Origin of the sequence: Hyphomicrobium sp. MC1 (assembly GCF_000253295.1) — a bacterium.
Lineage (GTDB): Bacteria > Pseudomonadota > Alphaproteobacteria > Rhizobiales > Hyphomicrobiaceae > Hyphomicrobium_B.
The window spans coordinates 1,026,856-1,040,391 of the sequence record NC_015717.1 but is presented as its reverse complement, the minus strand read 5'-3'; the positions used below and the strand labels follow the sequence as shown (position 1 = coordinate 1,040,391).

General features: G+C 59.7%; 12 protein-coding genes. 8 read left to right on the top strand and 4 right to left on the bottom strand.

Annotated elements, in window-relative coordinates:
* Positions 1–150: 150 nt before the first annotated feature.
* From HYPMC_RS04955 to HYPMC_RS04935, 5 genes are all read left to right on the top strand, one after another.
* Positions 151–1,323 (top strand): acyltransferase, encoded by a 1,173-nt coding sequence (locus HYPMC_RS04955; protein WP_013946717.1) that lies wholly within the window; start codon positions 151–153, stop codon positions 1,321–1,323.
* Positions 1,324–1,505: 182 nt separating this feature from the next.
* Positions 1,506–3,122: an OmpA family protein gene (locus tag HYPMC_RS23100; protein WP_155831191.1), complete on the top strand. Its 1,617-nt coding sequence runs from the start codon at positions 1,506–1,508 to the stop codon at positions 3,120–3,122.
* Positions 3,123–3,531: 409 nt separating this feature from the next.
* A complete protein-coding gene (locus tag HYPMC_RS04945) occupies positions 3,532–3,741 on the top strand; it encodes a cold-shock protein (protein WP_013946715.1) in 210 nt (69 codons plus the stop codon).
* Between the two features lie 125 nt (positions 3,742–3,866).
* Positions 3,867–4,055, top strand: a complete 189-nt coding sequence (locus tag HYPMC_RS04940) for a hypothetical protein (RefSeq protein ID WP_013946714.1) — start codon at positions 3,867–3,869, stop codon at positions 4,053–4,055.
* Between the two features lie 195 nt (positions 4,056–4,250).
* On the top strand, positions 4,251–4,460 hold the full coding sequence (locus HYPMC_RS04935; protein WP_013946713.1) for a hypothetical protein: 210 nt from the start codon (positions 4,251–4,253) through the stop codon (positions 4,458–4,460).
* A 588-nt stretch (positions 4,461–5,048) separates the two neighbouring features.
* Here HYPMC_RS04935 and HYPMC_RS04930 read toward each other — a convergent pair.
* From HYPMC_RS04930 to HYPMC_RS04915, 4 genes are all read right to left on the bottom strand, one after another.
* Entirely contained in the window at positions 5,049–5,666 is a 618-nt protein-coding gene (locus HYPMC_RS04930) for a GNAT family N-acetyltransferase (RefSeq protein WP_013946712.1), read from the bottom strand.
* A 171-nt stretch (positions 5,667–5,837) separates the two neighbouring features.
* Positions 5,838–6,473 (bottom strand): HEPN domain-containing protein, encoded by a 636-nt coding sequence (locus HYPMC_RS04925; protein WP_013946710.1) that lies wholly within the window; start codon positions 6,471–6,473, stop codon positions 5,838–5,840.
* On the bottom strand, positions 6,457–7,668 hold the full coding sequence (locus HYPMC_RS04920) for a DUF262 domain-containing protein (protein WP_013946709.1): 1,212 nt from the start codon (positions 7,666–7,668) through the stop codon (positions 6,457–6,459). Before HYPMC_RS04920 ends, HYPMC_RS04925 begins: the two co-directional genes overlap by 17 nt.
* Before the next feature lie 75 nt (positions 7,669–7,743).
* A complete protein-coding gene (locus HYPMC_RS04915) occupies positions 7,744–8,346 on the bottom strand; it encodes a DUF1285 domain-containing protein (RefSeq protein WP_013946708.1) in 603 nt (200 codons plus the stop codon).
* Between the two features lie 189 nt (positions 8,347–8,535).
* Between HYPMC_RS04915 and HYPMC_RS04910 the strand changes: the two genes are divergently transcribed.
* The 3 genes from HYPMC_RS04910 to HYPMC_RS04900 are packed head-to-tail and all read left to right on the top strand — an operon-like array spanning position 8,536 to position 13,533.
* Positions 8,536–9,534 carry a MoxR family ATPase gene (locus tag HYPMC_RS04910; RefSeq protein ID WP_013946707.1) on the top strand — a complete coding sequence of 333 codons (999 nt, stop codon included), beginning with the start codon at positions 8,536–8,538 and terminating at the stop codon, positions 9,532–9,534.
* Between the two features lie 7 nt (positions 9,535–9,541).
* Entirely contained in the window at positions 9,542–10,540 is a 999-nt protein-coding gene (locus tag HYPMC_RS04905) for a DUF58 domain-containing protein (RefSeq protein WP_013946706.1), read from the top strand.
* Positions 10,537–13,533: a DUF4159 domain-containing protein gene (locus tag HYPMC_RS04900; RefSeq protein WP_013946705.1), complete on the top strand. Its 2,997-nt coding sequence runs from the start codon at positions 10,537–10,539 to the stop codon at positions 13,531–13,533. The genes HYPMC_RS04905 and HYPMC_RS04900 overlap by 4 nt, the downstream gene beginning before the upstream one ends.
* Positions 13,534–13,536 lie beyond the last annotated feature (3 nt).

Sequence of the window (13,536 nt, the reverse complement as noted above, 5' to 3'; positions counted from 1 at the left end):
CGGTCTGCGGATCGCTCTCCGAATGGAGTAGCACGCCGCAAGCTTTCGGAACGTATACGCCGTAATTAGCCTTTTCGGCGGAATGTCGAGGGCCCGAATCTTGCGCTACCCTTCAAGTTGGCCGCAAAAGCCAAATTCCGGGGGCCTTTCATGCGCGCCCACATATATCCGCTTGACGCAGTCCGCTTTTTTGCAGCGCTCTGCGTCATGCTCTTTCATCTGAGCTTTTACGATTGGGCGTCGACGAACTCCGTCGTCGGCCAAATGTTCGCATCCGCGACGTCCTTTCCGCAGGCTGCGCCCTATACATCGTTCGGCTGGGTCGGCGTCGAGATATTCTTCGTCATTTCCGGCTTTGTGATCGCCAATTCCGCCAACAATTCATCGCCGATTGCGTTCGTCAAAAGCCGGGTGCTCAGACTCTATCCAGCCGCATGGCTTTCCATTTGCTTCACAGTTGCAGCGTGGCTTCTCGTCGGAGGCGTGTCGGGACGTCACCTTAGCGGAGAATTCTTGCGCTCCATCACGCTTTGGATTTTCGGACCATGGGTCGATGGCGTCTACTGGTCGCTCGCTGTGGAATTGGTGTTTTACGCGATCATCTTTTTCCTTCTACTCAGCAGCCGGTTCGATTGTCTAACGCATGTGGCGTGGGCGTTGACGACGATCTCGGCGGCATTTCTGATTTCCGTTAGTTTCTTTCCCAACGCCTACAGATCCCATCTTGGCTGGCACATCGTGGCGTATTCGGACGTGCTGCAGCTCCGATACGGATGTTTTTTCGCTTTCGGCATCTGGATGTGGCTTTTCTCAAGGCGCACATTGGGAATGCCCAACGTATTCGGCCTGGTTTCCGCATTTGCGATCTGCATTCTCGAAATCGTCGGCCGTTCGCGAGATATGGCAAAATGGGAAGTTCACCCCGGTGTTCCAGTTTCGCAGGTACTGCCAGCAGCTGTATGGATCGGCACCATAATGTTTATGCTGGTGATCGTCCGAGACGACAAGCGCTTCACACCATTGTCGCCCAGGCTGCAAAATGCCTTCAAGAACCTGGGGCTGATGACGTATCCGCTTTATCTCATTCATTCCGTCGTCGGGGCCTTCTTGATCCGAGTGATGGTGCGATCTGGAATAAATCCTTGGATTGCTTTGACGATCGCTGTTCTGTCGATGCTGTCGATAGCTTACGAAGTTTCGCTCTATGGCGAGCCGCCCGTTCGCAGACTGTTGCGCGCAGCATGGGAGCGTGGCGAAGCCAGCCTGCGGAGTGTGCAATCGGCGGCGTTCCTGTTCAGATCCGGCGGCCGTATCGCGACGTAGAACCCTACGCACGTGAACCCGGAGCCGGGACACACGATGCGCTACGAGAATAAATTTTTACCTGGGAATATTGGCGGCCGATCGCGCCGCCTCGCTAACCAAAGGCTTTGAAACCCATCGCGGCCTGCCGCGCGCTTTGATTTAAGATCGACAAATCGCCCCTCGATGGACGCAGCAGTACGGTGACACGGACAACGACCATAATTCTCATCCTGCTCTCGACGCTATTTGCTTGCGCAGCGTCGGCTGGAGAAGTGGCCTACACGTGCAATTATCAGCTTGGCTCCGAAGCGGAAGCGACCCGAAGAAAAATCGGATCCGCCATCATCGCCATCAACATTGCCGCCAAAACCGCCAGGGTCGATTTCGGCAAGGGCTGGTTCAAGACGATGTCACTTTTGGTTGACGGCACGGACGTTAAGGAAACGTCTCCGCCAGCAAGCGGCGATGAACTCGGTTTTTTCTATTTCGACTTGGCAGCCAACAGCGGCGGCTTTTCGGGTGGCGGTAAAAATCGCGAATTTTTCGACTCGTGCGTGCGCGCCAAAATCTCTGACATTGTCGCCCAATCGAACCGAGCCGCGGGCGCCCCACGACAATCAGAGCCAATTCCAGGCCAGACGGCACCGCCATCTACTCAGAAGGCCGAGCCGAACATCGAACCAAAGCTCGCCGCTAAACCTGAGCCAAACGAGGCAGCACCGCCGTCGCCGCTGTCAACGTCGCCAAACATGCCTTCCGCACCTGCGGCGACGGACGAAGCGAAGACTGAAGAGAAGGATCACAAAAACCTCGCGGCGATTACTTCCCCGCCACTGCCGAACTCCATCTCCGGGCCGGAAAAGAATGCGGCTGAGCCGCTCTCCGCCGCTCCCCCGCCAAGCCTCGCTGCCGCGCCTCCACCCTCGGCACAGCCGACGACCGGCGACGAACACGCCACCGCCGGCTCGGCAAAGGCATCCGAGCCGCCGTCGGAACCACGTTCCGTTGAATCGCCCACAAGCGCACCTGAGCCAGCGCCTGCCACGCCACCCACAAGCGTGCCCGCCTCGCCTCCTCCGGCCGACGCCCAGACCGCGGCCGACTATAGAGGTAACATCAGCGGCTCTGCGAAAGCGCCGACGGCGCAAGCGGAGCCGAGCGCAACTGTCGAACCCGAGAAAAATGCGACGGAAGCGACACCCGCCACACCACCGCCAAGCGCCTCAATAGCAACTGCCGATACCGCGCAGGCTCCTGCAGCAAGTACCGGCACAGAAGAAAAGCCGTTGCTACACGCCCCGCCGTCGCCGAGCGCGTCCACTGAACCTGCTGTCACCATACAGACCCCAGCGGCAAACCCTGGAGCAGAGGAAAAACCGTCGCCAACCGCCGCCCCGCCGCCATCCGCCGAGTCGACCGTCGCCGCCGTACCTGGCGTCGAACCCTGCCGGGAAACGCTCGATAGCGAAATCCATGCCGCAGCGATAACGTTCGCGAATGCCAGCGCGATCCTCTCGAACGATAGCGTCGCCGAACTCAAAAAAATTGCCGAGATCGCCCGCAGTTGCACGAACGTGGCAATAGAGGTTAGCGGTCACACCGACACTTTCGGCACCCGCCTCGGCAATCGTGAGTTGTCGCAGCGTCGAGCCGATGCCGTCGTTGGCGTGCTCGTTAGCGCGGGCGTCCCAGCCGAGAAATTGCGCGCCGTCGGGTACGGACAGGATCAACCGATCGCATCCAACGCCACGGCCGCAGGTCGCCGTCTGAACCGCCGCGTAGAATTCCACATCACACCCGCCAAGACGTCGGGCTGAGCGTTCATCTCCACAGACACAGCGTTTAACGTAGCGCGCAAGCTTCTATTTGCCGTGGGGCTCCAACAGCGGAATATGCGGCGCTGCCGTCCGCGGCATCAGGCCCGCGCGACGCGGATCGTCCGTCACCTCGGCCACCTAACCGTTAAAGATTGCGATCGTCCCACCAAGGCAAACCCTTAGATCAAGGGCTTTGCAACGTCCGATTGGAAACACGTTTTTGCGCGCTGAACCGATTGCGCTTGCATAGAAGCAGCATTTTTTCTATTGTTTCTCCGTTCGAGCTTCGCTGAAAATGACTTGGCCTCGCCCGCGAAGTGCGCGCCTGACCGACGACCTTCCCAACAAATCTCGACTGTCAGTCCCGGCATTGTCGGGAATAATCGCGCATAAACTAAGGATTTTACCTATGCAGACTGGTACCGTGAAATGGTTCAATGGCCAAAAAGGCTACGGCTTCATCCAGCCGGATGATGGCGGCAACGACGTTTTCGTGCACATCAGCGCCGTCGAGCGTGCGGGCATGAACGGCCTTAACGAAGGCCAGAAGGTTTCGTTCGATGTCGTAGCTGACCGCCGCAGCGGCAAGTCGTCGGCCGACAACCTGCGCGCCGCCTGATCTCCATAAAGATCGGGACCTGGCCAGCCCCTGCTGGCCTCGAACACGAACCGGATCAACGAAACCCGCGTCTGCTCGGCCAGCCGCGGGTTTTTGTTTGCCCGTCAAAATCAAGGAACGATTTCATGGCTATGCCCCGGAAAGACCTGTCGAGTGCAGCAACCGTTAAGCTGCGGAAGGCTCAGGAAGCATCGCAAGCGATGAAAGACCACGAAGCGGAACGCCAAGCCGTTCGCGCCAAGACTGAACGACTTCGCGCCGAGCGGCTCGCCCGGGAAGCAGCCAATCCCCCCGCGACGAAGAAGAAGCGATAACGTAGCAGACTTTCCAACACCCCCAGGCGCCGCCTCCCGCAACACCAACTGGCGCTCACGCCCATCGTCATTCGTCGGAACCTCCCGGCGCTTACACCGGCTTGTTATAAATCTGGGATAAGGGGCGCGGACGGCTGAACTCGTCCGCCAGCGGATGAGTCTCAGACGCTCAAACCGCATTTGGGGGTCCACCTTATGAATTCGAAATTCCTGCTCGCCATCGCAACGATGGCGATCGCATTCGCCGCGACGTCCGCTGCCGAGGCCGGCAAAGCCAAGAAGGCCACGAAGCATCACGGCCATCACAAGACCCATCACGTGAAGGGCTGGAAATCGTGCAAGGGCACGTATCAGTATCTCAAGGGCGGCAAATGCCTGGACGCCCGCAAGAAGCCGTCGAAGTGATGATTTTTTCGACGCTCTAAGCGACGGCACACCCGCGATCGGCGGCCGGTGGAAACGGTCATGCGCCGACGGCCGGCTCGTGGAACGCGTGCCGGTTGCGCGGCCGACGTCCGAAGAAAGACGCAAAAGCAAGCGCCATCGGCGGCCGGCTCCGCGTAGCGGAGTCGCCGATGGCAAACGCAACAAGGGCCAGGGCGGCGGGGCCTCGCTCTCTTGTCTTATTGTACTTCGGATGCAGCCTTCGCCGCCCCGGGACAGTGCCAAGTCTTGTTCATGCACCCAGCGGCGGCCGAACCGGCATTCCGGGGCACTCGCAACCTGAAAGGAAGCGAGCTTCCTTTCGAGCCGTGAACCCACCATCCTCCCGTGCATCTCGAGTTGGAGCGGGAGTTGAACCGCGATACCACGCCATGGTGGTCCGCTCGCGGCCGGCAGGGATCCCCAGGCGCGCCGATATCGCTGGCGGCCCGGCACGCTCTCATCCGCACGCAAAACCCCATGCTCGAGTTTCGCGCCCTTGCAAGTCGCGGCGGGATAGGAGGGAGTATGCGGGAGCGCGCCAGAGCGGGGATAAGTTTTTTTCCCCCGTCACCACTCCAACAAAGGAATTTGCGGCGCGGCCGTTCGCGGCAGCAGGCCAGCGAGGCGCGGATCGTTCTCCACCTCAACCATAAAGGCATAGGGCCGAAAGCCGGACCGCCGATAGAACGCCAACGCGCCCGGATGATCGAAGCTGCAGGTGTGCAGCCACAGCCTGCGAATGGGATGCGCCCACGCCGTGTCGATTGCGAAATCCATCATGAACCGGCCCGCGCCTTTGCCGATGGCTTCTTTGACGACGCCGAACCACGTAATCTCGCACTCTTGATCTTCGCGAAAATCCAATTCGAGCAGACCGATGCGCGCGTCGCCGTCGGTCAGGACAAAAACCTCGACGCCGGGATTGCTGAGGACGGCCGCCAAGGCCTCATCAGTCAGCCGGAGACGCGACCACCACAACCAATCTTCACCGACGGCGCGGAACAACGCGCGATAAGCATCGAGATCGGGGGATCTCCACCGCGATATCGAAAGCGATGATGATTCATTCGTGGCGCGCGAGGGCGTCGGCCGCTCGCACATCTCGACGAATGTCACGGCATTGACCAGCTTCCCCGCCGGTATCGGCGAATAGCCGTCTGGAAGGTGAGGATTAGAAGTTTCCATCGCGGGAGGGTATGGCGGAACGCGAAGGCGCAGGCAACGCGTCCAGCAGTCTCGGAAGGTGGGGCGGGTTTAGACCTTCGACGTCGCGGCGGGAGGAGAGGGTAGTCAGCGGGAGTGCGTGAGCGGGGATAAGTTTTTTGAGGGCAAGCTCCAACATCAACTGCTTGCAATCTAACTTGACTTCGCCATACCGAGCTTTAGAGCCGAACATGCAGCTTGATCGAAACTTCCAATACTTCCCAATATCAGTGAAAGGGTGGCGTTTACATCGCTTAGTGTATGCTCCGTTCGAACCATTGCGAACGTATGCGCTATTGTTCCTCTCATTTTACCAAACGCGTTCAAGGTATTCATAAGGGATGTATCGATCATTTCGGGATCAACACCGATTGGCAACAAAATATTCTTCTGGTTTTGCTCACAAATCCCGTGATTATCGCCTAACATTTTTTCGTATCTACTTAGAGCCAATTCAGAAAAAACATCCAAGTTATGAACAATGTCCTCAGTCACTCGTTTTCGGGCTTTGTCAGCGACGTCGTCCAATGCTTTAGCGGTCATAAGAGTAACCAAAACCTTAGAGATGCGTCCTTTAGCTTTAAATTGACGTCGAGCATCTCTTGCGATTTGCCTTCCCAGTTCCTCAAGGTACTGCTCGAATGCAGCATGAGATAGCAAAATAAATGACTGTACTTTCAAGTGGTGGAGCGGCGTGACCGATCCGGTTGTGGGAACACCGGCCACAATCTTCCCTGCCTGCCTTATCTCCATTTTCAATTTCTTCAGCATGTCAGTTGGATGACGCATTAGGAGAATCCGCTATTTGCGCCATCACTAGATCAACTTTATATTCCAATTTAATAGCATTATACCATGTTCCAAATCGCTTCCTGACTGAAGCAACACTCTTCGTCGTCGTTTCCATTGATCTGACGAATTCATCATCCTCCTCACTTAGCTTCTGAAACAATTTCTCGTATCTGGGCCGGTCCTTGCTCACAATATTTCGCAGAACGCTCGAAGCTAACGAACCGACCTGAATATCAAAAATGGCTCGATTAAAACGCCGCTCATATTTGGTACCTTTCCATTTCCTGCAGGCGTTATCGATCCCGAAGATCGAGATAACCTCACGAATGCTGTCCTCAAGCTGCGCTAGCCGATCTTCGATCGCACTCTTTGTCGTAACGTTCATGAAATCAACGTTGTACTGACGACATGCGTCGTCGAGAAACTTTTTCAGATTTCCATCGTAAACAAAGCGAGGATCACCGAACGCTAAATGGCGCACAGCAATCTCTACATCGGACATGCGCTTATCAGGGTGCTTCAGTCGCAGGAGCTCATGTATCGCACCCATCTTCTCGGACCAAGAAATTATGTGCTTTAAGAAGCCGCCTGGGTACAACGACATACGAAGTTCCATCGGCGATAACTTCACTGATCCCGAATTGAGCCGGTGGAAAATTTCGTAGAGAACATCTTCTCTATCCCAACCTCTCAACACCGCCGTCCGCTGAGTCGTGTTTAAAAATCGATCTGCCCACTCTCCCGTTTGCGAAATTTCCGACCAGTCTTTTCCCTCTAGTGCAGTGAGAACACGCAACCCACTCAGCACGAATTTGGACCCGTCATCCAAAACACCGTCGTAGAATTGCTTTATAGTTAGTAGCCGCTGCTTGCCATCAAGGACGATGAATGAATTTCGGTTGTCTTTCTTCGCGGCGAGAAGAATTTGGGGAATTGGTATATTCAGAAAAAGAGATTCGATGAAACTGGATTTCGCTTGCCGACTCCAAACACCTCGTCTTTGGAATTCCGGATTAAGATCAATCTGCTTTCCTATTTGGTGAAGAAGAGATTGGATCGTCCAATCGCTCGGCGCAACAAGCAGTTGACCAAAATCGCCGGCGGCAATTGCAAGGTCTTCCGGCCGCTCACGGGGTTCGTCTTCTTCAAATTCTTCATCTCTCGGCTCAACGTCGAACTTCCGTTTTGTCATGTGATTTCTCATATTGCCGTCGCGACACTCGAATTAGCTATCAGAACATCCCCGGAGAACAGAAATCATTTCTAACTACCCCATCCCCCACCACATCCCGCCACTCCAAACCCCGACCGCATCGCCGTCATCACCTGCGGCAACTGCCAACTCTACCAGCTCCGCGTAAACCGCGCGCGTGCACAGCGCTTCCAATCTCCCGCGCACGAGCACGTAGGGCTTCAGCCCGCCGTCGGGTCCGCTCGGCGCGAACCGCAGCGGATGCTCCGCATCGACCGTCACGACGTCATCGAGATTGGTGCGGAACGTCAGCCGCTGCGCTTGCCCCTCGCCCTCGACCGCCATCTCGACGGCGAGGAACGGCGCGTCCTCGACTTGAACGTCGACCTTCTCCGCCGGCGTCACGAGATACGTTCGTCCGTCATCGTCCTTTCTCAGGATCGACGCGAACAGCTTGACGAGCGCGATGCGTCCGATCGGGCTCCTCTGATAGAGCCACGTCCCGTCGCGGCGGATCTCCATGCCGATGTCGCCACAGTACGGCGGATTCCACTTTTCCACCGGTCTTATGCTCGACGCGCCACCTTCCGACGCCGCTCGCAAAAGCGCATCCAATCCACCCGGTCGTGCGTCAGAATTTCCATTCCCGGACGCAACTTGCAGTTTTTCATTCGGCATTTCTGCCCGCGCCCTCAAGGTGCCTTCAGATGCACCTCATCCTAACGTAACATTCACTTGACCCTATGAGGGCTGGGCAGGATCGTCTAGGCTGATGCTTAAGGCCGAGTACGCAGCCGCTCGGCCATTGTTTTGTAAGGCGAATTCGCCACCAAGAATGACAAGAAGCAGCTGCGCGAGGCCCCCTTTATGAGCACTGTCGTCGAAACGCATACCGATATCGTGCCCCGGCTCGAGGCCGCCGCCGAGCGCGTTCAGCGCGCCCACAAAGCGGCAGCCAGCGTCATCTTCGGTCAGGATCAGGTGATCGAGCGGACGCTCATCACGATTTTGTCCGGCGGGCACGGCCTTCTGATCGGTGTTCCGGGTCTCGCCAAGACGCTGCTCGTCGAAACATTGGGACGCGTGCTGGGCCTCGACGCCAAGCGCATTCAGTTCACACCGGATTTGATGCCGTCCGACATCATCGGCTCCGAAGTCCTCGAAGATGAGCCGGGCCGCGGCCGCGCTTTCCGCTTCATCAAAGGTCCGATCTTCACGCAGCTTCTGATGGCGGACGAAATCAACCGCGCTTCGCCGAAGACGCAGTCGGCACTGCTGCAGGCGATGCAGGAGCATCACGTCACGGTGGCCGGTCAGCGCCACGATACGCCCGCGCCGTTCCATGTGCTCGCCACGCAGAACCCGCTGGAGCAGGAAGGCACCTATCCGCTGCCCGAAGCCCAGCTCGACCGCTTCCTGCTGCAGATCGACGTGACGTATCCCGATCTCGTCGCCGAGCGGCGCATGCTCTACGCGACGACCGGCACGGAAACGCCGAAGCTCGAAACCGTCATCTCGGCACAGGAACTGATGGCGACGCAGCGCCTCGTCCGCCAGATCCCGGTGCCCGATAAAGTTGTCGAGGCCATTCTGAAGCTCGTGCGCTCGGCCCGTCCGGGCACCGGAGCGAACGCCGATACCGATAAGTTCGTCGCCTGGGGTCCCGGCCCGCGCGCCAGCCAGGCGCTGATGCTCGCCGTCCGCGCCAAGGCGCTGATCGATGGCCGCCTCGCTCCGTCCGTCGATGACGTCATCGCGCTCGCGGAACCGATCCTGAAGCACCGCATGGCGCTGACATTCGCCGCCCGCGCCGAAGGCGAAGATCTGAACCATATCATCGCGCGTCTCGCGGCGGCTGTGGAGTAGGTGCGGGATGGCGAGCCCAATAGGGCGGACAGGAACGTCAGGCGAAGGCAACAGCTCCGAAAGGCGGCGCGTCCTCACGCTTGAGCGCGAAGCCGTCACCATCGTCGACCGGATGCCGGAGCTGCTGATGGAAGCAGCGCGCATCGCCTCGACTGTTGCGCAGGGCATTCACGGACGCCGTCGCGCCGGACCCGGCGAAACGTTCTGGCAGTTCCGCCAATATCAGTCGGGCGAGAATGCGAGCCTCGTCGATTGGCGCCGCTCGGCAAGCTCGGATCATCTCTTCGTTCGCGAACGCGAGTGGGAAGCCGCGCACACGCTCTATCTCTGGCCCGACATTTCGCCGTCGATGGACTTCAAGAGCCATCTCGCGCCAGTCACCAAACGCGACCGCGCGCTGGTGCTGACACTCGCCGCCGCCGAGATGCTTGTTCGCGGTGGAGAGCGCGTTGCATTGCTCGCGCAGATGCTGCCGACTGCCAGCCGCAATGCCGCGACGCGCATTGCCGAAACGATTGCCGCCAACGCCAATTCCGAAACAACGCAGAAAAGCTTGCCGCCCAATGCCGGCCTCAACCGCTTTTCCGGCCTGATCCTGTTCAGCGATTTTCTTGCCCCCGTGCACGCCATTCGCGAACGCCTCGAAGGGTACGCGGGCAATGGCGTCGGCGGTCACCTCGTGCAGGTGATCGACCCGGCGGAAGAGACGCTGCCCTATCACGGCCGCACCGAATTCCTGACTCCGTCCGGCAGTCAGCGTTGGGTTGCCGACCGCGTTGAATCGCTCCGTCCGAAATATCAGGAACGCTTCGCAGCCCATCGCGCCGAGGTCGCCGAGATGGCGAAACGCTTCGGCTGGTCGCTGCTGACCCACCACACCGACCGCCCGGCCTCCGAGCCGCTGCTGTCGCTCTTGATGCGTCTCAACGGTTCAGCCCAGGGCTATCGTTGGATGTCGTCCAGCTCTGATGCCGTCAGCTCCGACGATAAGGAGCGCGCCCGATGAGCTTCGGCCCGCTCGCCTTCCTCAATCCCTGGCTGCTTGCGGCGCTCGTCACGCTGCCGCTGATCTATTGGCTGCTGCGCGCCGTGCCGCCGCGCCCGACGCAGATCGAATTTCCGCCGACCCGCATTCTCGTCGGCATCGAGAACGAAGAAAAGATGGCCGAGAAGACGCCGTGGTGGCTGACGCTCCTGCGCCTCATCGCGGCGACGCTCGTCATTCTCGCGCTCGCCGACCCGATGCTCAATCCCTCGAAGGACAAGGGCCTGACCGGCACCGGCCCTGTTGTCATTTTCGTCGATAACGGCTGGGCGGCAGCATCGCGCTGGCCTGAGCGCGCCAACATCATGCAACGCCTCATCAGCGAAGCGGAAAGCAGCGGCCGTCCCGTCATGCTGGTGCCGACCGCCGCCGCCACAAAGCTGCCCGCCATCAAGATCGAGCCGCCCGGCGAAGCGCGCAGCACGGCAGCGGCAATCGAACCGCAACCGTTCGAGCCTGATCGCGAAGCCGCCGTCGCCGCCCTGCAAACTGCGTTGTCGGACGCCGCCGTTAAAAATTCCTCGATCGTCTGGATCGAAGACGGCATCGATCACAGAGGCAAAGTCAGCGACGTCGCAACGAAACTGCAAAATCTAGCGGGTGGCGGCACGCTCTCGGTAATTGACGAAACCAAAGGCCGCGAAGCCTTGGGCCTCGTCGCCGATCTCGCCGAGCGCGGCAAGCTCGAAGCAACGGTGCTCTCGACCGGTGGCCCGGCGCGCGAAGGTGTGGTCAATGCCTTTTCAGCCCGTGGCGAACGTCTCGGTGAAGCGCCCTTCAAGCTCGGCCCGGGCGCAACATCCGCGAAAGCTAAATTCGAAATGCCGCTCGAACTGCGCAACCAAGTCGCTCGCATCGAAATCGCAGGCGAACGCTCGGCAGGCGCCGTTAGCCTGATCGACGCCATGACACAATGGCACCGCGTGGGTCTTCTCTCAGGCGAAAGCCGCGAGGAAGCTCAGCCGCTGCTCGCGCCGCTCTACTACATCGAGAAGGCGCTGAAGCCTTACGCCGACGTCGTCGCCGCCAAAAACGCCAACCTCGTGGAAGGCCTCGACGCCGTGCTGAAGCAGAACATCTCCGTTCTGGTTCTCGCCGACATCGGCACCATCAGCGGCGAAGCCGAAGAAAAGGTCGACGAGTTCGTCAAACATGGCGGCCTGCTGGTGCGCTTCGCGGGACCGCGCCTCGAAAAGGCCGGCGACGATCTGCTGCCCGTCGTACTGCGCAGCGGTGGCCGCTCGCTCGGTGGCGCGCTCTCGTGGTCGTCACCTCAGGCGCTTGCACCGTTCGACGAGACCAGTCCGTTCGCCGGTTTGACCGTGCCGAAGGATGTCACCGTTACGCGCCAGGTACTGGCCGACCCGGCCGAGCTGACTCCTGACGTCGAGATCTGGGCGCGTCTGCAAGATGGTACGCCCCTTGTCACCTCCGCAAAACGCGGCAACGGCCGACTCGTCCTGTTCCACGTCACCGCCAATTCCGACTGGTCGAACCTGCCGATGTCCGGGCTATTCGTCGAAATGCTTCGCCGCCTCTCGACCATGGGAACGGTCGGCGCTGCAGCATCGGCGGAACCGCAGTCGGATACGGCCGCAGCCGATACCGCAACGAAAGCCAATACCGTGTCAGCGAGCGTGCTTGCACCTCTGAAGACGCTGAGCGGCGTCGGAACGCTCGTCTCGCCACCGCCGACCGCCGAACCTCTGAAGGCTGCCGAGATCGGTGCAATCCGGCCGAACTTCGAGCATCCGCCGGGCTACTACGGCCAGGCCGCGGCGCCCCGCGCCGTCAACGTGTTGACCGTGAAGAGCACGCTTGCGCCGTTCCCGGAACTGCCCGCGAGCATCGAGAGGTTGACGTATGACAACGCTGCCAGCACCTCGCTGAAGCCTGCGCTGTTAGCACTGGCGCTCGGCCTGCTGTTCCTCGACATCATCGCCGTCATGATCCTCCAGGCAGGCGGCATCGCCGGTCTCTTTTCCCGCCGCCCCGGATCGCGGCGCCGCGCCGCAACGGCTTCCACGATCGTGCTCGGTCTTCTTGCTTTAGGCGCGGGCATCATCGCCCTCGGCACCGATGCGAAGGCGCAGGAGTTTCCGTCCGAGTTTCGCGACGCCATTCCTCAGTTCGACGGCTTCAGTCCGGTAAGCCCGTCGCAGCAGCAAGGCCCGGTGATTGTGCGCCCGCCCGCATCGCCCGCCGATAATGCCGCCATCGACGCGACGAGTAAGGTCACGCTCGCCTACGTGTTGAGCGGCGATCGAGAAACCGACGACACAAGCCGCGCGGGCTTGAAAGGCCTCGGCCGCGTGCTGCAAACCCGCACGGCTGTCGAGCCCGGCGAACCCGCAGCCGTCGACATCACGAAAGACGAGATCGCGTTCTATCCTGTGCTCTATTGGCCGGTGCTGAAGACGGCAAAGGCGTTGCCCGACGCAATCATCGCCAAGATCGACGCGTATATGAAAGAAGGTGGTCTCATCATCTTCGACACGCGCGACTATGGCGACGGCGGCGCTGACATGCTGCCGATGGCAGGCCAGGGCGGCACCGCCATCCAGCGGCTGTTGAGCAAGCTCGACGTGCCGCCGCTCGAACCGGTTCCCGAAAATCACGTCGTGACGAAATCGTTCTATCTGCTGCGCTCCTTCCCCGGCCGCTGGGACGGCGGCCAGCTTTGGGTCGAAGCGACACCGAAAGACGAAAACGAATCCCACAAGGCTCGCGTTTCGGACGGCGTGACCTCGATCATGATCACGTCGAATGATCTCGCTGCTGCCTGGGCGCTCGATGACCGCGGACGCCCGCTTTATCCGGTCGTGCCCGGCGGCGAGATGCAGCGCGAGATGGCGTTCCGCGGCGGCATCAACATCGTCATGCACGCGTTGACCGGCAACTACAAAGCCGATCAGGTCCACGTTCCCGCGCTGCTTGAGCGGCTCGGTCAGTAGAGG

Excerpts from the sequence above, each read along its gene's own strand:
- HYPMC_RS04940 (WP_013946714.1), top strand. The coding sequence starts at position 3,867 with ATGGCTATGCCCCGGAAAGACCTGTCGAGTGCAGCAACCGTTAAGCTG.
- HYPMC_RS04925 (WP_013946710.1), bottom strand. The coding sequence starts at position 6,473 with ATGCGTCATCCAACTGACATGCTGAAGAAATTGAAAATGGAGATAAGG.
- HYPMC_RS04955 (WP_013946717.1), top strand. The coding sequence starts at position 151 with ATGCGCGCCCACATATATCCGCTTGACGCAGTCCGCTTTTTTGCAGCG.
- HYPMC_RS04930 (WP_013946712.1), bottom strand. The coding sequence starts at position 5,666 with ATGGAAACTTCTAATCCTCACCTTCCAGACGGCTATTCGCCGATACCG.
- HYPMC_RS04945 (WP_013946715.1), top strand. The coding sequence starts at position 3,532 with ATGCAGACTGGTACCGTGAAATGGTTCAATGGCCAAAAAGGCTACGGC.
- HYPMC_RS04910 (WP_013946707.1), top strand. The coding sequence starts at position 8,536 with ATGAGCACTGTCGTCGAAACGCATACCGATATCGTGCCCCGGCTCGAG.
- HYPMC_RS04935 (WP_013946713.1), top strand. The coding sequence starts at position 4,251 with ATGAATTCGAAATTCCTGCTCGCCATCGCAACGATGGCGATCGCATTC.
- HYPMC_RS04920 (WP_013946709.1), bottom strand. The coding sequence starts at position 7,668 with ATGACAAAACGGAAGTTCGACGTTGAGCCGAGAGATGAAGAATTTGAA.
- HYPMC_RS04900 (WP_013946705.1), top strand. The coding sequence starts at position 10,537 with ATGAGCTTCGGCCCGCTCGCCTTCCTCAATCCCTGGCTGCTTGCGGCG.
- HYPMC_RS04915 (WP_013946708.1), bottom strand. The coding sequence starts at position 8,346 with ATGCCGAATGAAAAACTGCAAGTTGCGTCCGGGAATGGAAATTCTGAC.
- HYPMC_RS04905 (WP_013946706.1), top strand. The coding sequence starts at position 9,542 with ATGGCGAGCCCAATAGGGCGGACAGGAACGTCAGGCGAAGGCAACAGC.